Annotated in this window: 19 protein-coding genes; 1 reads left to right on the forward strand and 18 read right to left on the reverse strand. The window is 47.1% G+C overall.

Annotated features, from left to right (window positions below):
* Positions 1-6: 6 nt before the first annotated feature.
* From LKD71_RS02525 to LKD71_RS02610, 18 genes are all read right to left on the reverse strand, one after another.
* Complete coding sequence (locus LKD71_RS02525; protein ID WP_227614218.1) at positions 7-1,998, reverse strand: DUF2142 domain-containing protein; 1,992 nt, start codon at positions 1,996-1,998, stop codon at positions 7-9.
* A 37-nt stretch (positions 1,999-2,035) separates the two neighbouring features.
* Positions 2,036-3,325 carry an MORN repeat-containing protein gene (locus LKD71_RS02530; protein WP_227614219.1) on the reverse strand — a complete coding sequence of 430 codons (1,290 nt, stop codon included), beginning with the start codon at positions 3,323-3,325 and terminating at the stop codon, positions 2,036-2,038.
* 149 nt (positions 3,326-3,474) lie between these two features.
* Positions 3,475-5,352, reverse strand: coding sequence for a DUF2142 domain-containing protein (locus LKD71_RS02535; RefSeq protein WP_227614220.1), 1,878 nt, complete (start codon positions 5,350-5,352; stop codon positions 3,475-3,477).
* The gene (locus tag LKD71_RS02540; protein WP_227614221.1) at positions 5,353-6,918 is read right to left on the reverse strand and encodes a glycosyltransferase; all 1,566 of its coding nucleotides are present in this window, start codon (positions 6,916-6,918) and stop codon (positions 5,353-5,355) included. It abuts the gene before it with no gap.
* A 20-nt stretch (positions 6,919-6,938) separates the two neighbouring features.
* On the reverse strand, positions 6,939-8,120 hold the full coding sequence (locus LKD71_RS02545) for a polysaccharide pyruvyl transferase family protein (protein WP_178047034.1): 1,182 nt from the start codon (positions 8,118-8,120) through the stop codon (positions 6,939-6,941).
* A gap of 23 nt (positions 8,121-8,143) precedes the next feature.
* Complete coding sequence (locus LKD71_RS02550; RefSeq protein WP_227614222.1) at positions 8,144-9,367, reverse strand: Coenzyme F420 hydrogenase/dehydrogenase, beta subunit C-terminal domain; 1,224 nt, start codon at positions 9,365-9,367, stop codon at positions 8,144-8,146.
* Between the two features lie 26 nt (positions 9,368-9,393).
* Positions 9,394-10,494, reverse strand: a complete 1,101-nt coding sequence (gene glf / locus LKD71_RS02555) for a UDP-galactopyranose mutase (RefSeq protein ID WP_227614223.1) — start codon at positions 10,492-10,494, stop codon at positions 9,394-9,396.
* Between the two features lie 13 nt (positions 10,495-10,507).
* Positions 10,508-11,728: a polysaccharide pyruvyl transferase family protein gene (locus LKD71_RS02560; RefSeq protein WP_178047031.1), complete on the reverse strand. Its 1,221-nt coding sequence runs from the start codon at positions 11,726-11,728 to the stop codon at positions 10,508-10,510.
* Positions 11,729-11,751: 23 nt separating this feature from the next.
* Positions 11,752-13,575, reverse strand: a complete 1,824-nt coding sequence (locus LKD71_RS02565) for a glycosyltransferase (RefSeq protein ID WP_227614224.1) — start codon at positions 13,573-13,575, stop codon at positions 11,752-11,754.
* 31 nt (positions 13,576-13,606) lie between these two features.
* The gene (locus LKD71_RS02570) at positions 13,607-14,389 is read right to left on the reverse strand and encodes an ABC transporter ATP-binding protein (protein ID WP_178047029.1); all 783 of its coding nucleotides are present in this window, start codon (positions 14,387-14,389) and stop codon (positions 13,607-13,609) included.
* A gap of 12 nt (positions 14,390-14,401) precedes the next feature.
* Positions 14,402-15,193 carry an ABC transporter permease gene (locus tag LKD71_RS02575; RefSeq protein ID WP_227614225.1) on the reverse strand — a complete coding sequence of 264 codons (792 nt, stop codon included), beginning with the start codon at positions 15,191-15,193 and terminating at the stop codon, positions 14,402-14,404.
* A 2-nt stretch (positions 15,194-15,195) separates the two neighbouring features.
* On the reverse strand, positions 15,196-16,200 hold the full coding sequence (locus tag LKD71_RS02580) for a glycosyltransferase family 2 protein (RefSeq protein WP_227614226.1): 1,005 nt from the start codon (positions 16,198-16,200) through the stop codon (positions 15,196-15,198).
* Between the two features lie 139 nt (positions 16,201-16,339).
* The gene (locus LKD71_RS02585) at positions 16,340-17,596 is read right to left on the reverse strand and encodes a glycosyltransferase (RefSeq protein ID WP_227614227.1); all 1,257 of its coding nucleotides are present in this window, start codon (positions 17,594-17,596) and stop codon (positions 16,340-16,342) included.
* A gap of 18 nt (positions 17,597-17,614) precedes the next feature.
* Positions 17,615-18,352, reverse strand: a complete 738-nt coding sequence (locus LKD71_RS02590) for a glycosyltransferase family 2 protein (protein WP_227614228.1) — start codon at positions 18,350-18,352, stop codon at positions 17,615-17,617.
* The gene (locus LKD71_RS02595; protein WP_178047024.1) at positions 18,349-19,737 is read right to left on the reverse strand and encodes a sugar transferase; all 1,389 of its coding nucleotides are present in this window, start codon (positions 19,735-19,737) and stop codon (positions 18,349-18,351) included. The genes LKD71_RS02590 and LKD71_RS02595 overlap by 4 nt, the downstream gene beginning before the upstream one ends.
* A 100-nt stretch (positions 19,738-19,837) precedes the next feature.
* Positions 19,838-20,689, reverse strand: a complete 852-nt coding sequence (locus tag LKD71_RS02600) for a hypothetical protein (protein WP_178047023.1) — start codon at positions 20,687-20,689, stop codon at positions 19,838-19,840.
* An 18-nt stretch (positions 20,690-20,707) separates the two neighbouring features.
* Positions 20,708-21,850, reverse strand: a complete 1,143-nt coding sequence (locus LKD71_RS02605; protein ID WP_227614229.1) for a DUF6077 domain-containing protein — start codon at positions 21,848-21,850, stop codon at positions 20,708-20,710.
* A 77-nt stretch (positions 21,851-21,927) separates the two neighbouring features.
* Positions 21,928-23,721 (reverse strand): N-acetylmuramoyl-L-alanine amidase, encoded by a 1,794-nt coding sequence (locus LKD71_RS02610; protein WP_227614230.1) that lies wholly within the window; start codon positions 23,719-23,721, stop codon positions 21,928-21,930.
* A gap of 259 nt (positions 23,722-23,980) precedes the next feature.
* On the opposite strand from LKD71_RS02610, the gene LKD71_RS02615 reads away from it, so the two are divergent.
* Positions 23,981-25,795: a L,D-transpeptidase family protein gene (locus LKD71_RS02615; RefSeq protein WP_227614231.1), complete on the forward strand. Its 1,815-nt coding sequence runs from the start codon at positions 23,981-23,983 to the stop codon at positions 25,793-25,795.
* Positions 25,796-25,821 lie beyond the last annotated feature (26 nt).

The raw sequence follows: 25,821 nt of genomic DNA on the forward strand, positions 1-25,821 counted from the left end.
ATATCCTTATCTGGTCAGTGTATTTTGAGTTATATCAATTATGACCAAACACTGAAGTACAACATTTAGGTACATTAAATTCAAATGCAAACGAATCTTTTTTTTCAAAAACAGTCTACTCAAAAGAACCATGATAAGCGGAATTAAAGGTAAAAAATACCTTCCTTGTATACCAGCAATCACTACATAATTTTCTGGTGTAAAAGATAACATCATGCTCAATGCAACCAATCCATATATTCCTGCACATACACCCAGCAGCAAAAAGATATGCCAACAAGACACTTTCTTAATTCCACAGCTTTCCTCAAAATCCGTCACACAACTCAATAAGAAAACAAGCAAGATACAAATAATAAGCATCTCATTCACATTAAAATCCCACCATCCTAATGTATATCCAAACATATCTTTTATATATTTAAAAGCATTCAACATAGTTGTATTGAAAAAAATCAGCAAAATTTTTATAGGATTTTTAAGTATCCCATTAACAGAATACGTTATTATTTGTTCAGAACTATATTCCACTGAATCTCCACTTATAGCAACGACAGTGGCTAAATTATACAATAAGCAAACCACGGCAGCACAAATAAGCATTCCGATACATAAAACACACCACTTTCTAGGTTCTTTTATTGTTTTATTAACACTTATTAATAACGGCAACAATGCAAACAAGCAATATACTGCTTTTTGTGGAATCAAAAATAACATTACAATAAACAATAGTATTATATTTCTTTTGGTTAATTTTCTTTTTTCCGTATATGCATACTCTAATACCATTGATAAAAAAAGCCAAGATAAGCCAATCAATACTGCATCATAAGAAAACGAAGCCCCTAAGCTTAAAGCCATCGGACTTAAACCAGCCACAAAAAGAGCTCCCCTCCCCCATGGAATAATTTTTATCGATAAATAAACTAATATTATGTACGCAAGCAAATTACAAAATTCACCAAATAAAATCAAATATATTGTTTTTAAATTTGCTAAGCGTGCAATTGTTATTCCTACTATTCCGGGTAAATATAATAAAGGAAACTTTGCCACTCCATCTGTTTCTACTTCTGTTAATTCTGTATTTCTTTCCTGCCTTTGTGCAAAATATATAAGTTTCTGATAATCAGCCACATCCGGCTGTTTATCGTATAAATTCTGCATAGATACATCTTCTGTTCTCATAAATATTTTATTTGCTTTTGTATCATCCTTAATTCCCAGCAGAACGTTGGAATAGTGATATGTGGAAACGCTGTGCACAATTGAATCTGGCGCACTATTAACTGGCATAATAATCATATATATAACACCAAAAAGTAGCGCAAATATTAGAAAAATATTTTCAGTTTTCCAATTAGCTTTTTGTAAAAAAACAATTGCCGCTATTATTAAAATAACTATTACAAAACATCCTAATGCAAAATACCATTTCAAAATTTCCTGATTATTATTTTTTGTAATAAGTTTAAAACTTAAGTCCCCTTCTTGCACTTCCCCATTAACGTCTAAGCCACCATTAGGATATTGATTATATTTAGATCCCAAAAAACAAGCTATATTATTTCGAGAATTTATGTAATCTATAATTATGCTATAATGATAATTTTTTCCTTCCATGTTATAGTTCGAAAAATCAATTCCTAATTCATTACCTGTTATAGTTGCCGTATTTACTTTTCCCTCATATACTACGTCGCTATTATCTTTATTTAAAATTGTAATTTTAACATTCTTATGCTGATTGCTACTAATAGACAACCTTACACCACTAAGCGGTTTATTACTGGTGAAGTCCTGAACGATACTTATCTCACAGCCTTTGTTATTTCCATATTCTTCACTTGTGTCTATATTAAAATCAAGTATTCTTTCTTTTTCTTCAACTTGTTTTTGTATATACAAAACATACGTTCCCACGAAAAACAAAAACACTAACACAAAACTTATTATTACTTTTATAAAGTTAGAACTTATCTTTCTCTTATGCATTGTGCTTATCCTTTTTACCACTGCCATAATTTCATATTTACTTTTCATTTTCTAATATTTTACTTATATACATTCTTGGATAAATAACATATTCATACGTTTCCTTATCCTGGTCAAAGACTGCAATTTTTTGGTTTCCTTTTATGATTCCTTTTATTTTTATTTTGTCTCCCACTTTGAATAATATTTCATTTTCTTTCTTATCATAGCTGCAATAATATAATTGATTTGTATTTTCTTTTCTGAGCATCATATTAACCTTATTATTATCATAATCAATATGCATGCGTACAATATCCGCCGATATTTCCTGGGTTTCTCCCAAATATTCATAAGGATAAGTACAAATTTCTTCATAATCAAAAGTCAATTGCTTATTATTCAATTTAGTATTTTTAAAATCCCCAGCGAACAACGTAATAATAGGCAAAGTATTTTCTAGTTCATAATCAATAATTTGATTTCCTTTTGCACCTGGCAAAAATGATTCATTAGATGCCAACAAAGATATATTGCTTATAGATTTTAAGTTAGTTTCCTTATATAATGATGATCTATATAAGCTTGAACATTCAAATATACTACACTCTTCTAAAAAGCCATAAAGCACTACTTCATCACCAACTCGAAAATTTGCAACCTGAGCCTGTATATTCATTGCTCCCACAGTATTTCCGTATTGGCAAATATAAATATTATTTTCTTCATCTCTAATTTTAATGTATTGTGTATTCCAATCTTCAAAAATATCCATGACTTTTCCTTCTATTTTTAAAGGTTCATCAACATATTTTTGCGGTCTTGATAAAATCAAATTGTACTTTTCTTTTGCATCTGCGGCCTTTAACTTCAACTCTTCTATAGGTTCGCTATCATAAAACCAGTCAATACCTTGAATTTTTCCTGCTGAATTATATTTTGAAATTTTACTTGCCGGCACACCTTTCTTACACCGAAAGGTTTCATATTCTCCATTTTTCTTTCTGCAAATTACCTTCCCTTCTGCCAGACCGTTTTTAAAATCAGCCTCCACAACTACCCCTGTTTCCAAATACTCAATTGTTCCTTTTCCTGATAATTTTCCTTTTTCCCAATTACCCGATACTTTTATTTTATTTTCATCAGTAGACGCAAAGCTCCCCTCACCATCTGCTAATGAATCATTCAACTCGCCCTCATATACTCCTACAGCAGAAATATTTAAAAAAGAAAACTCTGTTTTGATTTCTGTTTTCTCTTCAACTTTTTTATGACATCCTGCCAAAACAAATACCATACAAATTAAAGTAAACAGCAAACTTAACCTCTTTTTATTTTTTCGATTCATCTATAGCCTCCTGATTCATTTTTTACTTATGACAACTTAATTCCTTTACAATTGTGAGTCAAAATTCAATAGCACTATTGAATTTAATAATTCTAATCTATTTTTCTCAGTGTATCATAATTTACACTTTTCTACAATATAATCGGTTTTTAAATTACAATCATTTTAAGAAATATTCCCGCCATCATAAGCAGCGCCGGTATTCCCACCGCAAGTCTTCCGTACACATCCTGCCGGATATCGATGATACATCTTTTATTTCCCAGAATCAGCATCAGCGGAAGCAGAAGCGGATAATAGTATCTCGCCTGGACTCCGCTGATATGAGTAGCGCCTACCGGTGTATAGGAAAGATACAGCGCGCTCCAGATCAGCCCCAGGACCACAAAGAGGATGACTCCCAGAGAAAGCTTATATTTCTTTTCCATTACCAGGCAGTCTTCCTTTCTGGAAAGGAAGGTCATACCAAAGATCCAGGGAATCAGAATATAGCTCCACCTGGATGAGAGCTCCCTCATCCGTCCAAAGCAAGCCAGGCCGGCTGTGCCGGCAAAGTAGCTGCCAAACTCGCTGATGACTTCTTTACAAAACAGCTTGATATACTGCAAAGGATAAGCAAGAATGCTTCGAAGCTGCAGAACCACATCGGTATCTCCGCCTCTGGGATCTCCTGTCGTTCCGATCTCATTATTTGCATTCCAGATCAGTGTCGGAAGGACAAAGGTCATAAGAACCGCTATCAGCACTGCACTGACAAGCCCGAAGAACAGTCTTTTCTGTTTTTTATCCTTGAAGATTTCTCCCGGAACAAAATAGCACACTGCGATCATTGGAATATACACGGCTTTTGCCAAAGAACCAAAGCCAAAGATCAGAACACTTCCCAGAAGATAGCGGAAAGCCTTTTCGCTTTTTCCTTCCAGAATCACCTTCAGCCACAGAACCATTCCCAGCATCATGAACACATTCAGGGGCACATCATAGGTATAGGTCGTGGCAATATAAACCTGCGTCGGCACCATGGCCAACGCCGCAATCAGCTCTTTTTTCTTTGGCATCAGCCGGATTGCAAAAAACATTCCAACCACATACAAAAGAAGATTCATCAGTTTACCGAGCATAAACAGCCGGTTGAAAGAGAGATGAAACAGCCGCCCTACCCATATGCCGAAGGCCTGGAGAAGATAACCTGTATAAGCGCAGTTGACGCCAAGATTATACTCTGCCGTTCCCTCGTTGGAATGATATTTGTCGTTCAGATACTGGGTTAGCAGTTCTTTTTCTTCCGCTGTATTGTAGCAGTCCTTTGCCAGGCGCTCACACAGCAGCTCATAGGTATCGTTGGTTTTTACAGCCCCTCCGCCAAAGGAGAGCTGATAGGCCCTGTCAAAATGAATCTGCTCATCCCAGCCGTTCTCGATAACTCCCTGAGAAAAAATCGTAAAGCAGCCCAGAATCAGGATGGCTCCTGCCGTTGTCCAGTCCAAATGCTCCACAAACCACTGTTTCTTTGTAAAAATCACATAAAGGAAAAAAAGAACCATCATCAGAAACAGCAGCCGATATTTATTCAGCGCTGTGCTGCTGTAGAGACGAACGCTTACCAGCTCCGCTCCTTTTGGAATGGACAGGGTCAGAACCTTCACGTCTTTATCCAGATTTGTAAAACCGCTTCCCAGTTCCGGCCAGTAGGCATCCGTTATTTTTTCCAGTTTTTCTGCTTTAAACGCATTGTCATACCTGACATAAAAGGAATAATCTGTTTTTTCCGGGGTGTTTAAAATCACCTGCATTTTCTTTATGTAAGTTGGCTCTTTCAAAAGCAGACGAACCCTATAATACTTTTTTTCCACAGCTTCCAGTTCTTCCGGCACTTCGCCGCCCGGTTGATAAAGGATATCTGCTGTTTCCCCTTTTACAAACGTACGGTAATTAAATCCGATCAATTCGATTCCAAAAGCCAGCGCGATAATCAGAACAGCAGCCACTACTTCTTTCAGAATTTTTTTCAGAACATTCATATCCATTTACTTTCCCCCAAAAACCTTCCTGATCTTCCCCGGCAGCCACAACAGCGCATGCCCCAGGCGATAGGAATGGGAATTTCGGACTTCTTCCAGGCGTTTTTCCTGCTCTGCTTCCAGTTTTGCCGTTCTTTGGGCTTCTGCTTTTCTGCACTGTGATACAATGACTTCCCGGTGCGGAGAGAGCCCGGTTTTGTAATGGCGAAGCAGGGTCTCCATCATGACCTGACAGTCTTCGGAAGCTTCCATAAAGGTCAGGGTGCCTTCAAAAACCTGTTTCCAGGCAGCTGCATAATCAAAAGATGCAAACTGTTCCACCAGTTTTCTTGCGTCCTGGCCCATCTTTTTCCTGTATTCGTCATCTTTTAATAAAGAAATCACAGCCTTTGCTGCCCCTTCCACATCTCCCTCCGGCACTGTGATCAGCCCCTGATCGGTCTTATAGAGTTCCACATAGGGAAGGGCAAAGCAGACTGAGGGCAATCCGTACAGCCTGCTTTCAATATTCGTACAGGGGAAGCCTTCCACCCGGGAGGTACTGATGCAGACAGCAGCGCTCTGATAAAAGCGTTCCACATCTTTCTGAAAACCGCACAGCAGAATTTTTTCCTCCATATGAAGCTCTGCGATCCGATTTTTCAGCTGCCCGGTCAGGGCTTCGTCCCCTTTTCCGACAATCAGAAGCTCGGCCTTCGGAACTTCCTTTATGACTCTTGCCGCAATTTCCACGGCTGCGGCGGGATTCTTTTCTTCGGAAATTCTTCCCATCCAGAGCATGGAGAAACTGTCCAGGGAAGCCATCTTTTCCCGACCCACCGAAAGATCGACCGGGTTCGGCATATAGGTGACACGGATTCCCAGCCCCCGGTAAAACTCCACATCGGTTCTCGAGAGTGTCAGCAGGCAGTCGCAGAAGCGATACAGGAAGGGCATTTTTACAAAGGTCCTGTAGTAGCCTTCCATGGCAAATCGTGAAAAAACGCTGTGCGTACAGACAACAAAAGGAATCCTATGGCCTTTCAGCATCATAAGATCCCAGAATAACATATTTCCAAGATAAGCATGATAAACCATGAGGTCTATCTGCTCCTCCTCTATTATTTTCTCCAGCATTTCTGCTCTGGCCTCATAGTTTCCGCTTCTGATTCCTGCACAGTTCGGAAGCACCAGCCGCTTTACTCCTGCCGGAAGCTCATAATCCTCTTCACTGGGTTCTTCGTCTGTCAGAAGAACCACTTCATAACCCATAGAACACCAGAGCGGAATCAGCTGTGAGACCACTCGCTGTACCCCGCCATTGGAAAGCCGGTGATAATAGGTTGCAATTTTTTTCACCTGGCGGGCGTGAGCCTCTTTCAGCCCGGAATGTTCCAGCTGCTCCGCCAGTTCGTCTTCTTTTCCGTAATATTTCTTTTCAAGGAAGCAGACCACTTCCTTTAATCCATAAATCTGCGTTAAAAGATCATAGCCTGATCCTTTTTCTTTCTGATTCAGCTCTTTTTCCCAGGTATTTACAGCCGTCTCAAGCGTTTCGTTTTCCATATCGTTTTGAAATTTCAGCAGATCCATAAACTGTTCCTTTCAGGTACTTACCGTCTCAAAATCTTCTTTGCCACCCGTTTCAGGAAATACTTCCCGCTGGATATCTTTCGTCCCAGCCAGCTCCTAGCACGGTAGCTGAAGGGAAGGAGGACGCTGCCGCCTTTCTGCTCCAAGGCGTTTTTCAGCCAGGCAAGGGAAGTCTTTCTCTGGGCCTCGATGGCCGCATTCACCGGCGCGTAATCAACAGGCTTTAAGAACTCGTCATTCTTCAGGATATCTTCGGGGCGCTCCGCATAGCGGTTCCAGAGGTTGAAAGCGCCCAAAAGGGATTCAAAGCGAGAGCTGCCTCTCGCCGGATTTCCGATGGCGATGAAAGGCTTGTTGAAAAGGATCGCCATACAGGTTCCGTGGAAGGAATCGGTGATGACAAAATCGCTGTTCTTGAAATAGTAAAGCCACTGTTCCACCTGAAGATTCTCGATGGTATTAGGCAGGTTCAGCTTCTTTTTGTTGGCCGGGAATTTATTGTACCAGCCATCCAGCATGTTGATAAGCTTCCGGTCCAGTTTTTTGGAAACATGAAGGAGGGCCTCCCGTTTTTCCTGGGTCGGATCCAGGATGTAGGTGGCGATGTAGGGTTCCTTCTCATCCAGACCGCAGTTGTCAGCCAGATCGCCCAGCACATGAGGATCGGCCATGAGCACCGGGTCCAGCACATGGTCTGCCTTCACGCCGAAGACCCGGCGGCAGATATCCACGCCTTCTTTTTCCCGGACAGAAATGGCGTTCATGCGGCGCATACACTTGACCGCTTTCTCTGTGAAATCCTTCGGCGCCTGAAAATCGCCGCTTCCAAAGGAGGTGGCGTAGGCGATCTTTTTCTTGTCGTCCCCGGCGAAATCGAGGAAATAGCTGTGGCCGAAGATCTTGGTGACACCGTAGTTCCAGAGCTGGTCAGAGCCGAGAACAAAGGCATCGCAGTATTTGTTCAGCTCGCCGATCTCAGACACATGGTAGGACGGGCTGATATCGTAATGCTCCTCCGCAAAACGGATCGAATGGCGGCCTTTCATACGGCCGTCGTCCGGTTTCAGGCGGGGATAATGTACCATCAGGGTGCTGTAGCCCAATTTCTCAATGGTCTGCTGCAGCGCGTAATAAGTGGCGATGCTGCCGTAGTTGCAGCCATACCAGACGCCTAAGATTCCCACATCGTAATGATCTTTCATACCTCTAACCTGCACTTTCCTGTTTATCGAATTTTCCTCAGAACTTTCTTTGCCAGCTCTTTTACCGGAGCCGGTGTCAGCTTCTTGATTGTTCCCTTAAGCTTTGCCTTTTTTCGGGCTTTCTGTACCTCTTCCAGGGAGCAGTTTTCAAGGACTGCGTCCACCACCACGGAGAGAGGCGCCTGGCCCCGGAGCTCAAAGAATCTGGCCCGGTCCGGATGGATTCTGGTCTTTGCCCGGTAGCGGTTGTGCTTCACGGCAAAATCCACGGGCACCGGTTCGTCGAATTTGAGCTTCGGCTTGATTTCCATCCAGATCCGGTCGGCTTTTTCATTGTTTAAGAGCACCTCTGAAACGCCTAAAGGGTCTTTGTAATCCGGATTATATTTTTCCAGTCCCCAGAAATCGCCGATCGTGAAATCGCCCTGGCGGGGCGGAGCCGCGAAATGGCACTGGGCGCAGGATTCCCGGAGAAACAGAGATTTGTGGAAGCCTTTTTCAAAGGCATCCTCGTTGATATCGCTGATCTCCCGGCTTCCGTCTTTCCGGGTAGCCAGACAGACCATGCAGTTCTGGCCCGCATCCTTGGTACGGAAGAGAAACTCCTTCAGATCGTCCTTCGGGAAGCGTTCCTTCAAATACTCATTGAACACGCTCTGAGAGGGAACGCCGTGACAGACGATATCGGCAAGAATCAGCTTCTCCGTATCTGTTCTTCCAAGATATTTTCTCAGGCCCGCATTCTGGCAGGGGGTTCCCGAGAAAAGCACAGTTTTTCCATTTTTGAGGTCCTGTTTTACCTGGCGGTAGGAGAGGCCTACCCGGCTCTGCACATATTTGGATCGGCGGAGGGCCGAGAGCTCCTCCATCGAAGTGATCCGCCGGTGCTCGATCTCAAACTCATCGTTGAGGGCCACACCGTAGACCACGCCGCCCCGCTGAAATACATAATCAGCCAGCAGGGTAAAGATTGCACCGGAGGAGCTGACTTTTCGGATCTCGTCGGCTCCATAGGCGGCCCGGCAGTCCGGTTCTTTCCGGTTCGGCCGGTCGATCTCCAGCACCGGGCAGGTCTTTACACACTTTCCGCACTGGATACAGGTGTTTAAGTCCACCTTCGGAAAAACGAAGCCTTCCTTTCCCTCCTCCATGCGGATGGCATCCACCGGGCAGGCATTGGCGCAGGCGGCACAGCCGCAGCATTCGGACTCCGGCACGACGCGGATATCTTTGATTTCTTCTGACATTTGATCTACCTCCCGGTTTCTATTTCTCAATCTAACTCTTCTTTTACCGTCTCAAGGGCTGCTGCGATTACCTTATCCATATCGTAATATTTATAGTTGCCCAGACGGCCGCCGAAGATCACATTCTTCTCCTGGTCAGCCAGTTCACGGTACTTCGCGAAGAGCTCATTATTCTTCTCGTCGTTGATCGGATAATAGGGCTCGATGCCCGGCTTCCACTCGGAGGAATACTCTCTGGAAATGATCGTGGTGGGCTGCTTGCCGAACTCAAAGTGCTTGTGCTCGATGATTCTGGTGTAGGGCACCTCGCGGTCCGTGTAGTTTACTACCGCATTTCCCTGGTAGTTCTCCACATCGAGTTCTTCTGTCTCAAAGCGCACGGTACGGTACTGAAGGGTTCCGAGTTTGTACTGATAGAACTCGTCGATCATACCGGTGAACAGGGTCTTCCCGGCAATATCCGGATTCTCTTTGATGAAGTCAAAGTAGTCGGTGTTCAGCTTCACATCAGCGCCGTCCAGCATTTTCTCAACGATCTTCGTGTAACCGCCCATGGCGATTCCCTGATAACGATCGTTGAAATAGTTGTTGTCGTAGATGAAACGGAAGGGAAGACGTTTGATGATGAAAGCCGGAAGCTCGGTGCAGGGGCGGCCCCACTGTTTCTCGGTGTAGCCCTTGATCAGCTTCTCGTAAACGTCGCGGCCTGCCAGGGAGATAGCCTGCTCCTCCAGGTTTTTCGGCTCGGTGATATGAAGCTCTTTTCTCTGCTCCTCGATCTTGGCCTGGGCCTCGGCGGGTGTGCGGATGCCCCAGAGCTTGCTGAAGGTGTTCATATTGAAAGGCAGGTTGTAGAGCTCGTCTTTATAGATAGCAATCGGAGAGTTGATATAGTTGTTGAACTCGGCGAACTGGTTCACATAGTCCCAGACTTCTTTATTGCTCGTGTGGAAAATATGGGCGCCGTAGCGGTGTACGTTGATGCCGTGTACATTCTCAGTGTAAACATTTCCCGCGATATGGTCTCTCCGGTCGATCACCAGCACGCTTTTTCCTCTTTTTTTCGCTTCATATGTGAAAACCGCGCCAAAAAGACCGGCTCCTACTACAAGATAATCGTATTTCATTCCTATTCTCCTCTTATTTTCTTCTCGCCAAAGCCTTCAGTTTTGCTTTGGTGTTGTCGCTGATCAGCGGACGCAGCACTTTATAGAGCTTTAGAAGCGCCTTCATGCCCGGCGATTTCTCGGGCTCCTGGTAGGCCTCGTTCCGTACCGGGGCTTCCAGCTTGTCTTTCAGCCATTTTCTGGAAGCTTTCCGCTCTTTTTTCAGGATCTCATGGATTTCTCTGTAATCAATGGGTTCCAGAAGATCCGGCCGCTTCTCAATCTCCTCCGCATCGTAGATAAAGCGTTTTTCCAGATGAAAAAGACCGGCCAGGGATTCAAACCGCGGCAGCCCTCTGCTGGCGTTTCCGATGCAGATAAAGGGCTTGCCGAACAGAATCGCGAAGCTCGCTCCGTGGCAAGAATCCGTGATGAGGAAATCGCAGTGGGAAATGTAATAGAGCCAGTCCTCCACCTTAAGATCCTCCACGATGCCGTCGAGATCCAGGGCTTTTTTGTTTACCTCAAAGTTCTCCGTGTAGCCGTCCAGCATATGGACCATCGGAAGATTTTTCTCCCCGGCCACATAGAGAAGGGCCTCTCTTTTCGCCTCCGTCGGGTCCAGAATATAGGTGCAGAGGAAAGGTTCCTTCTTGCCCTCCCGCTCTTTCGCTGCCCGGGAAGTTTTCATCAAATCGTCAAAAATCTTCGGATCTACGGCAAAAACCGGATCCAGCACCCGCTCCGGCACGATGCCGAAGGTATCCCGCATCAGATCCACTGCGCTGCTCTCGCGGACGGAAATCCCGTCAAAGCGCTCCAACAGGTGTTTCGTCTCCTCGATCGCCTGGGGCGGTGCAAAGAAGCCCGGATGGCCGAAGGAAGCCGCATAGGAAAGCTTCTTCTTATTGTCCGCCGCAAAATTCAGGAAGAAGGCTCCCTGATATTTTTCACAGATGCCGAAATTCCAGACCTGGTCGGAGCCCATGACAAAGCAGTCCGCGTAGTCGTTGAGTTTGCCCAGCTCATGGAACCGAAAAACCGGCGTTACCGGGAAATGTTCCCGCTGAAACCGTCTTCCGTCCGTCGTGAACAGGAAATCATCCGGTCCGATTCCCGGGCGGTCAATAATCACGGTCCGGTAGCCGTAGGATTCTATCAGGCGGTAAAGGGAATAGTAGGTCATGATACTGCCATAATTGCTGCTCCACCAGAGCCCAAGGACCGCCACATCGTATTTTGTCGTCTCTCCCATTTATCTCCCCCGTTTTTTTAAGCTTACAGCTCCAGATATTTTCTCCAGAAATTCATGCTCGTAAGCTCGGTATACCGTTTCGCATAGGTTTCTTTTGCTGCGTCATAATTCTTATCGATAAACCGCCACATCTTGAACAGGCCGATGAAGCAGGAAATCATCTTTTTGGCACTCCGCTTCGTCAGGATGCAGTTTCCGTTGGCATCGGTGTAGATCACCTCGGGAACCCGGTACATCTTGTACATGTTGTTGTAGGGCGGCATCACCAGAACCTTGTCTTTTTTCGCCGGCAGGAAATAGCCGTTCAACGTCAGGATCTGGAAATATTTTTTCACTTTTTTCACAGCGGCCAGCTGCTCCGGATCGGAAAGGACTTTCCAGTCAAAATCGGACTCCTTCACGCCCTTGTAGCCATAGAACTCCTCTTTCTTCTGTCCCTTGTAATTCATAGCCGCAATCTCTTTGTGCAGAGGCTCTGCTTCCTGCTGGATGAACCAGTCCATACCCCTGCAGAAATCCTCCACCGCACGGAAGTTCATATCCACATAATTATAACGGTAGCGGACGATATTGTTGATGACCCAGCGGGTGAAGATTTTCTTGAACTCCCTGGGGCCGTAGTCCGGATGATGAATTGCGTTTACGATGGCCAGATTCCGGATATCGTAATATTCCAGCGGACCCTGCATCTTGTTCTCGAAAGCCTCATGCCAGACGCAGAGACCGTTCATAAAAATGAACTTGCCATTTCCGATACGCATACCGTACTCCACGTCGTCTCTGTGGATAAAAAGCGGCAGAGGCAGATTATTTTTATCCAGTGTGCTTAAGGGATAGCAGGTGTACCACCAGCCGGTGTACTCTGCCGGTTCCTCTTCTTCCTCGTTCAAAAGCAGATTTTTAAGCTTTCTCATATCCAGATAATGGCGCTGGGCCACGATATTTCCGCGGTTCCAGCGGGCGCCCAGCTCGTACTGAACGTTGGGCTCGTCGATTCGCATGATGGAGCCGGCCATGACATAGTCCTTGTACTCTTCTTTCAGAAGGGAGAGGAATACATAGTTCACTTCCAGGCTGTGGGGCTGGATCACCGCATCGTCGTCCATCAGGAGCACATGGCTGATATCCTTTGAACTCTGCATCTTCATGGCCTCAATGATGCCTCTCGTAAAACCGCCCACGCCGCCGACGTTCCGGTTCGGATTGATCTGGATATAGGGGCTGTCGCCAATGATTTTCTCCGGATCCAGGGTCTTGGCGTTGTCGGAGATCAGCACATAGAGGTGACGGTACAGCGGAGAATCGGGATTTTCAAGAATCGTCTTTTTCAGCACGTTCATGTTCCGCTCCACATACTCTTCTCTCTTGAAGGTGCAGATATCCACGGCGATATTGACATTCATATTCACCGGCATCCGCACTTCCTCAAAATACTTTCCCTCCCAGAGGATGGAACCATGGGCATTGGATTTGACGCTGAAAGAATAGATGCCATTATCCTGTCCCTCACCAAAATCGAAAGTAAATACCTTCGGCTCCGCACTGAGAATGGTCTGCTCTTCCAGAATCTTGGTTTTCACCTGACCCTTGCTCAGCACATGATGCTTCAGAGAAACCGTAAAACTTCCCTGCAGCTTCAGACTCAGGGAAACGGTCTCAAGGACTGTATATTTTCTCCATTTTCCAATGGAAAAACTGTTAAAGAACGTATTGAAGTCAGCCGCCCCTCCCTTGTGGAAGACCAGACTGCCATCCTTCCCTGTCTCTACCAGTTCCTCATCCTTCCGGTAATACAGGAGTTCATCAGTATCAATTGCCTCCGGCAACAACACCTGCTTGATATCCATACGCTGTTTTTCTCCATTTCTATTTATCAATTCATTCTGTTTTTTTCTTATCCTTCGATTCTTTGACGTCTGCCGCCTCCATGGCCTCGATATATTTCGCGCAGACCTCTTTTGCCGGACCTGACATGACCGTATCGCCGTGATCCAGCCAGAGGGCATGGGTGCAGAGACTTCTCACCTGCTCGATATTATGGGAAACGAAAAGCAGGGTGGTGCCGCCATCCAGAAGCTCTTCCATTCGTTTCATGCATTTCTTACGGAAACGCACGTCTCCCACAGCCAGAACCTCGTCCACGATCAGGACGTCCGGTTTTACCACCGTTGCCACGGCGAAACCCAAGCGCGCTTTCATACCTGAAGAAAAGTTCTTGATCGGGGAATCCAGGAATTTCTCAATTCCTGCAAACTCCACGATTTCATCGAAATGCTCCGCCATAAATTTCTTGGAATGGCCCAGCACCGCGCCATTCAGATAAATATTTTCCCGGGCTGTCATATTCGGGTCAAAACCCGCGCCAAGCTCGATCAGAGGGGAAATGCTTCCTCTCACGGTTATGGTTCCCTTATACGGCTTCATGATACCGCTGATTGCCTTTAAAAGTGTGGATTTTCCTGAACCGTTGATGCCGATCAGCCCCCAGGCCTCTCCCGGACGGATCTTTAAGGAAACGTCCTTTACCGCAAGAAATTCCTGGAACATCAGCTGATGCTTCAGAAGACGGATCACATACTCCTTGAGATTGTCCACCTTTTCACTGGCCAGATTGAAGCGGATCGTCACATGGTCCACATCTACAATATATTCTTCACTCATGCTGTTCCTCCGTCAGATATAAAGGATAAACTTATCCTGTACTTTCTTGAAATAAAAGAGTCCGATGCCAAGAGCCAGAAAAGCGATGATCCAGCCGCCCCAGAAAATCCTGGGTCCCGGAAATCTTCCGTAATAAACCAAGTCACGAAAACCTGCCACATAGTAATACAGCGGGTTGAAGGCTTTGATGATAAAGACAACCGTCGTATTTTTGATGCTGTCAAGATCATAGAACAGCGGGGTTGCGTACATCCAGGCGGTGATCACAGCCTGATAGATGTGCTGCATATCCCGGAAGAACACGTTGATCGCTGACAGGAAAAAGCCGGCTCCCAGGCTGAAAATATAAATCTGCACCAGAATAATGGGAGAAAGCAGCAGGTACCAGCTGACCTTGGCGTGGGTGAACGCGATAACAATGAGCATGGCCCCCAGGGAGAAGAAGCAGTCCACCAGAGAACTCGTCACCTTGGCCAGCGGGAAAATGTATTTCGGCACATAGGTTTTCTTAAGCAGCGTTCCGTTGCCCAGGATCGACCGCATGGCCGCCTTTGTCGAGGTACTGTAAAATTCAAAAAGAGTACGGCCGGTGATGAGGTATACCGGGTAGTTTGTGATCTTTCTCTGGAACATCGTGGAGAACACCACCGTCATGACCAGCATGATCAGCAGCGGATTCAAGACGCTCCATACATAGCCGAGAAAGCTTCTCCGGTATTTCAGTTTCACATCCCTTTGTACCAGCTGAAACAAAAGATCTTTGTATTGAAAAAAGACCTGCAGCCGTTCTTTCCAGATACTCATATTTATTTTTTTATCCTTTCTTTCCAGTAAAATGCCAGATGCGCCGCCGGATAAAGAAGATAGCCGCTCTTTCTTAAGAGAAGAACCGGTTTATTTATCACAGCCGCATAGATTCTGGGATAACGTTCCTTCAGGTTTCTATCGAAAGCTTTCATCTTCCCGGGAATACTCCTGTCATAGGGAAAGCTTAAAAAGATTTTGAAACGGGTAGCCGCCATCCGTCCCAGACTGTTTTCCAGATACGTCAGGCAGTAAACGGGAATCTTTCTCCGCTGTTGTTCTTCGTAGTAGGCCAGCAGCCGGTCCAGAACCCGGGTATAATTGACCTCATTTTTCTGCATGCTCTTCATATCCATACTCTGCCCGGCAAGGCCGATCCGGTACTGATAGATGACCTCCTCCAGAAACGTCACGGTCCGCACATAGGGAATCGGAAACAGGACGTATTCCATATCCACATAAAAGCAGTGTTCGTCGATCTTGGGAATCTTTCTCAATAATTCCGTTTTTATCGTCAGCGCGTGCATTTTCAGGAAGGTCTTTCCGCTGACCTCCGAAAAAGCATACTCTCTTCCATAGCTGACTCCCGGGAAGGGCGATTCAAATTCCAGCTTTTTTTCTCCGGTCTGATTGTGAACCCAGCAGTAACGGTTCACGATAAAATCCGATTTAGCCGTGTGAAGAAAACGCACGAGCTTCCCAAAGGCGGCTCCGTCCACCCAGTCGTCCCCATCCACAACCTTGAAATAGGTTCCCCGGGCTTCCTCTATGCCGCGGTTGATCGTCGAACCATGGCCGCCGTTCTCTTTATTGATGACCCGGAAAATATCCGGGTATTTTTGTACATATTTCTCCGCAATCTCCACCGTCCGGTCGGAGGAACCGTCGTTGACGACCAGCACCTCGATCTCCGGCAGAGCTTTTGGCTTTACAAAGGAACTTAAGCACTGTTCCTCATATTTTTCGATATTATACGCAGGAATGACCACTGTCAGAAGTTTATCCATTGGTACTCCCTTTCATTTTTTATACTCTGATTCACTGTCCAGTTTAACATATCTGTAAATATACTGTCAAGGAAGCGCAACATTCCTTCCTATTCCAGCAAAACAGACCGGGCACAACAAACGCTCCCGGTCTGATCTTTTATTTTCGTTTCGTGTGTTTCTGCTCTGCTCCCACCGCTTTTCTAGCAGCCCGGGCACAGGCCCGAAGAGGGGAAGTCACCACATGGCCGGCCTTGTAAGAGAAGGAACCATAAATATTGTCCACCTCAGCCTGAAGTTCTTCCAGCTGCCGTCTCAGCTCTTCGTTTTCCCGTTCCAGCTGATGAATCCGGTCCTCATCCCTGTGAATAATGCCCATTTTCTCGATATGGTTCAGGTGCAGGCAGTTGTCCCGCTCATCCTTGAGATCCTGAATCCGAAGCCTTAAGAGACTGTCGTAATCCTCATCCATGATGGTCCGGTAAAAATGATACATCCGCTGATTGTAGTCATAGTAATACTCCGCCGGCTGATCCTCGATATCCAGCGCCTTGAAAAGGCCGCCTTTCAGCTGATGGTAAAGGGTCTCCTGCTGCTCGCTCTTTTCCTGGGAAAGCAGGTTGGCCACGCAGCCGTCGATGGCGTGATTGATAAAACTTCTCTTTACCTCCTCATAGCAGCCCTTCTCCTGCAGATACTCCCGGAGTCTTGAGAAGGCCTTATGGAAATCCAGCGGAGTCGCCGTATTGGTGCTCTGGCAGTTTCCTGTGATGCCTACCCGGTAATTGACCAGAAACTCCTTCACAGTCGTGATTTTCTCCGCATTTACCAGGGCAGAGCAGGTGAAGAAAAGGTCATTCGTCCGGCGGATTTCCTGAAATTTCAGTTTCTTCTCCTCCACAAAGGAGCGGCGGAACATCTTGTTCCAGGGCCAGTTGTGGAAGGTGTTGAAAATGTAATCCGGGAAGTCATGATAGTTGAAGATCTCTTTTTTCGGAAGGTACTCTTCCCGCATGGCCGCGTATTCATCGGTAAAAAACTGAAGATCTTCGTGCCAGCAGCGCACCTTGCAGACAGAGAGATCTGCCTTTGTCTCATCCAGTCGTTTCGCCTGCTTTTCGAGAAGGCCCGGCTCAAAAAAATCGTCGGAATCGAGGAAGGCGAGATACTCTCCCTTCGCCGCCTCCATGCCATGGTTTCTGGCCGCTCCGCCGCCGGCATTTTTCTGCTCCAGCAGGTGAAAACGGCTGTCCTTTTTCACATATTCGCTGATGATTTCCACAGAATCGTCTGTGGAACCGTCATCCACGCAAAGCACCTCAAAATTCTTTAAGGTCTGATTTTCAATGCTTTCCAGGCACTGACGAAGATATTTTCCCGTATTATAGACCGGAAGAATCAGTGATACCTTTATCATAAAGAAGCCTCCCTTTCCTCATCTGTATTTCCAGATCCCGTTCAGGGCATAGCTGATGAAGCAGAGAATTGATTTTCCCAGTCCAAAGCCCATGTAACGGTAGACCTTAAAGGTCATTCCGGCGGATTTCAATTTATTTCCTGATTTTCCTTTTGTCGTCAGGCGATAGTTCAGAAGCGGCTCATCCACTCCCGATGCCATCCCGTACTCCTGCAAAATTTTCAGCCAGGTGATGTAATCCTCATGGCTGTCCTCATGCTCCATGGGATAACGGAGCGCCGCATCCCGGCGAAGCAGCACCGAGGAACAGTTGATGCTGTTGTGATGGAGAAGGTCTTTGTAGGTGATCCGGCTTTTCACCGGAATACATTTTCCGAGATCCTCTCCTTCCGGCGAGCAGAGCCTTCTGCCGGTGCAGGCCAGCACATCCCCCGTCTGTTCCAGAAGCGCCAGCTGTTTTTTCAGTTTTTCCGGCTCCCACCAGTCATCTGCATCCAGAAACGCCACATAATCCCCTGTGGCCAGCTTCACGCCCCGGTTTCTCGTGGCCGCAGCCCCGAGATTTTTTTCATTTTTCAGATAGCGAAGTCTCGGCTCGTCCCCGTAGGAACGCACGATCCCTTCGATATCCTCCCCGGAACAGTCGTCCAGCACCAGAATCTCCAGCGGTACCTCCTGAAACAGGGCCGAATCGATGGCCTGGCGCAGGGTAGCGGCACAGCGGTAGGCCGGAATGATCACCGATACTTTTTTCATTCCTGATCTTCCTTTCCGCCCTTTTCCTTTGTAGCCGCAGTCACCTGCCACTGCTCCACGCCCTCCGTATTCTCTTTCTGGAAAAGAATCTTAAAGGTCAGGAAAAGCAGCTTGAAATCCAGCAGAATCGAATAGTTTTCGATATATGTCAGATCCAGCTTCAGTTTGTCATAAGGCGTCGTGTTGTACTTGCCGTACACCTGGGCGAAGCCGGTCAGGCCTGCCTTTACTTTCAAACGGTAGTCGAACTCCGGAATCTCCCGCTTATACTGGGCGGCGATCTCCGGCCGTTCGGGGCGCGGCCCCACGAGGGACATATCCCCCTTCAGGATGTTAAAGATCTGAGGCAGCTCGTCAAAATGGATATTCCGGATCACTCTTCCGACCGGAGTCACCCGGTCATCGTTTTTCATCGCAAGACGGGCGCCTTTTTTCTCGGAATCCACCCGCATGCTCCGGAATTTCAGTACATCAAAAACCTTTCCGTCCTTAGTAAGTCTGGGCTGGCGGTAAAAAACCGGGCCCCCGTCATAGGCTTTCACGAGAATGGCGATCACCAGCATAAAGGGTGAGGCCACAATCAGGCCCAGAAGGGAAAATACGATATCCACGAGGCGTTTCACGAACTGCTGCTCCGCAGTCAGTCCCCGGTTCCGAAAGAGAAGCAGGCTTGTGTCAAAAAGATGGATATGATCTGCATTCATAAGCATAATATCGGAAATTTTCGGCACACTGTAACAGCGGATATTATTTTCAAAGCAGAATTTCAAAAAGAGATTTCTCTCATGAGAGGGAATATCTCCCAGAAGCACCGCATGGTACTGAAGGATTTTTGCCTTGATGGCCTCCTCCCCGACGCTCAGATGAATCTCCTCACAGATATTGTATTTGTCGTCCCGGGTGCCGATTTTCTTTTCCAGGTCCCTGGGACTGTATTTTCCGTAAATCATCAGCATCTGTCTGGGCGGATAGAGTCTTGCATAGACCCAGCGCATGAAAAATACCCAGATCACCACGACCACCATATTGATTCCTGTCATCTCAAGCAGATATTTGATATTATGGCCAAATTTCCAGTGGCCGATCAGCGCCAGCTGCAGGTAAGTGATGAAATTCACGCAGAGTACGGACAAAATCTGCGAATACAGCACCTCAAATACCCGAAGGTAGCCCACTTTAAAACCGCCGTAAAGCTTATAGAAAAGAAACAGAAGCAGAGCATACTGACCAATGATTACATAGTTTCCCCTGTGCCAGTACCGCCTCAGCATATTTTTTTCAAAATGATGGTACCACATATATGCAAAGACGCCGATCTGAATCGCCATGATCAGAACCGAAGCCAGAAACATGAGCAAATGTTTGTATTTTTCTCTTTTCTCCAAGGTCTTCCCCCCTAAATGATTTAAGTTTCGGTGCCCGGAACGTGCTGCGTATATCTTACACTAGAATAGCTCAAAAAACAACCTTTAAGCAGTTGGAAGTTTATTCTTTATGGTTCTTTCCAAATAAGGTAAGATATACCACCGCGTCAGAGGTTTCCCCTATGGCCTCGCAGCCGGCAGCCAGAATCGTCTCATGAATGTCATTCTTTTTGTAGGCGACAAGGTAGTCCGTCCTTGTTCTGTTGAGGGCGATTCTTAAAGTCACCGGATCTGTATTCTGCCCTCCGTAAATCACATCCATAATATCGGACTGATAACGGTAGCTCACATTTTCATCCGTATAGGAGCCGGCCGTATTGATGCCCAGCCAGAAGAGCATCTTATTTCGCTCAATCGTAAGGTGAAGGCTCGGATCATACTGTCTCGCCTGCAGGTTGTATTCCAGTGGGAAAGCCACCTTCGGCTCTTCCTCCGTGCTATCCCGGTGGATCAGCTCGCTGACCGCCAGAAGATCATCTTCCACCTTATAAACATTCTTCGGAATGGAAACGGTGGCAAGCTGCCTGAGCGAAGCCCGGTTCCAGAAAAGGACCAGACCGCCCACCGCCAGAAGAAGCACAGCCCGCTTCCAGCCTTTTTTCAGCCGCACTCCTGATTCCACCAGTATATAAGCCAGTAGAAACGGCAGGGGAACCAGCCAGAAAAAGCGGTAGAACTCGGATTCAAAATCCATTTTTACGATAATCCGGTTCATCAGAAACGGATTGAATACCGTAAGAAGAAGCACCAGCGGATACCATAGAAAAAGGAAAGCGGCTTCTTTTTTCCTGTACAGCAGAACCAGAACCACCGCCAGAGCGCCCAACAGCAGATACGCCCAGGTTCCCTGGTATTTCACAAAACAGTCCCAGATAAAACGAAGCCCCTGTTCTGCCACAGATAAACCTCTCATAAACGTCTGTCTCCTTTCCTATTTCGCCGCCAGGATTACGATTCTCAGCTTGACGGCCAGATAAAGCGCCAGCACTGCCATATCCGGCAAAATCGCGAGAACCCCCCGGAACAGCGGCCGGATTTTCTTCTGTTTCAGCGCTGTGGGCAAAATCCCCGCAAACACAGCGGCTGGCACCACAGTCATGGAAGAAGTGGTAAGACATACTGCTCCCAGGGCGGTGAAGAAAAGTCCCCACCAGGCCATTTTATCCTCCGGATCCCGGTAAAGCCGCACAAAGAGCAGAAACAGAAACGGAATCACCAGGCCTTCCAGCATGGCTTTTCCCTCGTAGGCCCGGTAAAAAATGAAACCGGAAAATTCCTGATTTCCAGCAAGAAGCAGGAAAAATACAGCCGCTATAAGGAAGGCCACCGCTTTTTTCCGCACAGAGAAAAAGCCGGTTCCCCGCTCTCTTCCGCTGTCTGACAGGAGTTTTTCTGCCGTTTCTTCCATCTTTCCACGGAAAAGCGCATAGCCCAGCTGGTAATACACCAGATCTGCCAGAAAGGTCCACATGACAGGATTGATCGTCTTGGCCAGAACCATCGGATGCACATGGAAAACCTTGGCAAAAGCCGCCGTATCGAGATACCAGGCTGCCGTCACATAACGGATATTAAAGACGGAGCTCAAAAAACCGGTATAGGGATTGTATCTCCCCAGCGTATCCGTATAAAGGGACGTACTGATATTTGCCACATAGTATGCCGCATCCGCCGAGTTGAGATCGTAAGCCGCCACATAGATCATCTGACCCAGCACGAGGACTCCGGCCAAAAGATAGATTCCCGGCTGTTTCTTAAAGATTTCCGCCAACGTTTTTCCGGATTTCACCCAGTCTCTGCCGCATAAAAAAGCCGCTGCAAGTCCGACAGCTTCCAGGGCTGCGCCCCAGACAACCGTCAAAACGTGCAGCGGTACCAGCAGCAACGTCATGGGCAAAGCCAGAAGTTCAAACAGGCCATAATAAAGGAACAGTCCAAGTACTGGTGTAAACAGCGGTGAATACCGGTTTAATCCTTCTTTTCTCCCCAGAATTTTCCGGAAAAGGCTTCCGAAAGCCAGAAAGAAATAGAAGTGGAAGCCCAGACTGATCCCTCCCAGGAACAATTGCTTCATTCTTATCTCCTTTTCGTCACAATTTTTCGATAGTTGATAAGATCATACCATTTTTTTGTCTTTTCGGCAAGTACTGCTTATCTCTCTACTACAGTTGTTTTTGTGTAGATTCCGGACGGAATGTCGCTCCGCCCTTTCGTAATGCCTCTGTTATTGAAATAATAGCGCTTTTTATCGATGTAGTGCCAGGTATTCCGGTAGAGATTTCCTTTGCAGGAAGCAAAATACCAGCTGTTCCAGTAATAAACCCACTTGCTGCGGATCATGGAGCCATCGGTCCGGAAGAAATAACGCTCTCCGCCAATGACAGCCAGTCCGGTCTGGGCATGGCCGTCGTCATGGAAATAATAGCGGTTTCCATTGATATTTACCCAGCCAAAATGAATCATGGAGCCAGTGCTCGGACGGAAATAGTAGACCTTTTTGTTGATGGTCTGGAAGCCGGTCAGCCGTTTGCCATTCTCCGGATCCAGATAATAGGTCTTCTCTCCAATATTGATCAGGCCCTCCATGCGATAACCGTTCTCGTCCAGATAATAGGTTCCGTCCTTCAGCTTCAGCCAGCCGGCGCCTGCTCTGGAACCATCGCTGTTGACATAATAATAATGACCGTTCTCCTCCTGCCAGCTTCCGGTATCACTGTCCGGTTCTGTGGTCGGCTCTGTCGTGGGCTCCGTATCCGGCGTTTCGGATTTCAGCTTCAGACCGTAATATTTGGCGATGGCCGTCGCATCTGCCACACCCAGCTTCTGGATGGCTGCATCGCTGCCGAAATACTTCTTGCAGTCAGAAGGGTTGTTCACAAAGGCATGCTCCACGATGATTCCCGGGAAGCCGGCCAGAACGCTCCGGCGGATAATTCCGTAATAATCTGCCAGACTCTTGTCCGGATAGAGAGTATTGTTCTCGCTGGTCCGGATCTGGAGGCCCAGATTCTTAAGGCCCAGCTTGGAAAGCTCGTTCAAAATCGTATTGGAAAGCGCCCAGCTCTTGGTTTTCAGATCCGGCCGGTAATTACCCGTAGCCACAAAGACCAGAGAACCGCTGACGGAATCCTGGTTGTTATTCGTGGAATTGATATGCTGGCTCACAAGAACCGTCGCATTTTTCTTGGCCGCATAGTCCACACGGTCTTCGAGGGAAAGAGTGGTATCGCCGGTTCTCGTCAGATAAACCGTCACACCTGCATATTTTTCCAGTTCCTGTGCGGTATATTTTGAAATTTTCAGATTGATGACCTTCTCTTCATAGAGGACGCCGTTCCAAGTACGGTTTGCCCCGGCCTCGTTTCCGCCGTGGCCCGGGTCCAGCACCACTACAATGTTGCTGTTCGTGCCGGAGCGGGAAAGAGAAGTTCCTGCCTGAGCAGAGGCTGCTGCCAGTGTGGAAATGATCTCACTGCTGCTCTCTGCGGTATAGGCTTCCGCCGTTGCTTCCTGAGCTTCCGTGATGCCGCCTGCCGCCCTGCTTCTTCCGGAAGCAATGCCGCTGTCAGAGATTTCCTCTGCTGGATTCAGTTTCTCTGTTCCGGCAGCCTGGAAAAAGGAAGTCAGCCGGATCGTCTCTTTCTCAGAGTTCTTTTCGATGGTCAGGCTTTTCAGATTTTTCTCCGTAACGCCGCTTCCGGGAACCAGAAATACCAGATGATTACCGGAAATCTCAGAAGCTTTTACCGTTCCTGTTCCATAATCCAGAGAAGCGTTCTCCGGTTCCGTTCCGTTCAGGGCAACGATCACACCGGTCTGGCTTCCATTCTCGCTGGGTGTCAGATATACATACTGCAGTTCCGTGGCTGCGGAGGCGCCGACTGCCGGTATCAGAAGCAGCAGAAAGGCCCAGATCAGACACAGCAGTGTTTTTTTTCTGCTCATTTTTCACAATCTCCTTTGTAATGATTCATTCATAATTCAGTAACAAATCTATTATAAATATCCACCTTCTCTCTGTCAACTGTAGATTTTCTTCCTATAAAACCTGTAATTATTTCTTACATTTTTCTTAAGGGTTGCAGAAAACGATTGCATCCCTTTCCCTTTTATAGTAAATTATGGATGAACAGATATTACACTTATAATAACCGGCATCTGCCGGAACCGGGTTTTTCACGATCCGGAAAGAGAGGGGTATGATATGAGAATCAGAAAATTGCTGCCTGTTCTCTGCATGGCTCTGGGACTGACCATGGCTGCGCCTTTAGCGGCCGGGGCCACGGGTAACACCGATGCAGGAACCGTATCAGGCACCACACAGGACACACAGACAACCAACGCCACCGGCTGGCACAAAAATGATGAGGATGGTTCCCGCTACTACACTATTAACGGTAAAATCGTCACCGGTTTCCAGTGGATTGCAAACAGTACGGGACAAAAAAATCTTTATTACTTCAACCCGGACACTGGTCTATTGCTTCAGTCAAAAGCCGCCGGCCGCATTAAAATCGGAAACGATTATTACTACACGTTCGGTCCAACAGGCAACTGTGCCATTGCTACCACTCAGGGCTGGATTCGCACAGAGGGCAATTCCAAAGCCTATTATGTTTCTGGTCCGTCCAACAACGGTAAGCTGCTTGCCAACCAGGTTGCAAAAATCGGAAAGCTCTACTACGGTTTCAACAAATACGGCCAGCGCTGGGCTGCTGAAGGACGCCGCCGTCTTGGAACCAAGGTTTACTATGTAACCTCCGGCGGTTTCTTACGCGCCAACAAATGGCAGAAGATCAAAATCGGCGGCGTGACCCGTTCCTACTACTTCAACAGTCAGGGCGAAATGACCGGCCTCTGCAAACGAGTGGTCAACAACAAGACGCTCTACTATCAGGTAGACGCCACCAAGAGCAATTATCCTCTGCAGAGCGTAGGCTGGCACAAGGATTACCTGAACCGGCAGTATTATGTCACCAGTATTTACCGCCTTGCCATCGGCTTTAAAAAGATCGACGGAAACATCTATTACTTCAACACAAACAATGGTATGCTGGTAACAAAGCGCTGGATCATTTCCAATAGGAAAGCTTATTACGCAACCAAAACCGGTGCGATTCAGACCGGCTGGTACCGCTTAAATTCCAAGCAGTATTACGCAGATTCCACCGGTGCCCGCGTCACCGGTCTTCAGACCATCAACAGCAAAACCTACTACTTCAATGCAGCAGGTGTGGTACAGACCGGCTGGAAGACACTGAACGGCAAACGTTATTACTTCGCTCCGAACTTCAGCGGCACTTCCTACGGAATGGCAAGAACAGGCTGGTTCAACCTGAATAACAACATTTACTACGCTAACGCAGACGGAAGCCTCGTCACCGGCTGGGTTCTCTACAACAACAACCGTTACTACCTGGATCCGAACAACGGCGGCGCAGCGATCCGCGGCAAGACCGTATCCATCGGAGGTGTGACCTATACCTTTGATTCTGAGGGCCGTCAGACCAACTGGGTACCCGATGGCGCCTACAGCATCAAGGTTGACCGTCAGAGAAATATGGTAGCCATCTACAAAGGAAGCTATCTGGTAAAAGTATTCCTCTGCTCCACCGGTCTGAACAATGCAACACCGACCGGTACCTTCCGGCTTCTTGATAAACTGAGCATTCATGAGCTGAACGGACCGACCTGGGGTTACTATTGTTCCCACATCACTTCCGACATCCTGTTCCATTCTCTCCCGGGCAATGCTCCTAGCCATTACGCATTCCCGGCTCACAAATACAACCTTCTGGGCCAGCAGGCTTCTCAGGGCTGTATCCGTCTGAGAATGGGCGACGCCTACTGGCTGTATAAGAATGTTCCCACCGGAACCACTGTTACCGTCGGCGACTACATCATTCCTAGCTCCGTCACGAAGCCGACCTACCAGACCATTCCGGAAAATCTGACCGTGGATCCTACCGATCCGACTGATGCAACCAACAGAAGATACGCTCCGGATTATACGGGCTGATAAAAAAAGTTCTCCTGCTTTTCCAC

Origin of the sequence: Fusicatenibacter faecihominis, from assembly GCF_020686945.1 — a bacterium.
Classification (GTDB): Bacteria; Bacillota; Clostridia; order Lachnospirales; family Lachnospiraceae; genus Limivivens; species Limivivens faecihominis.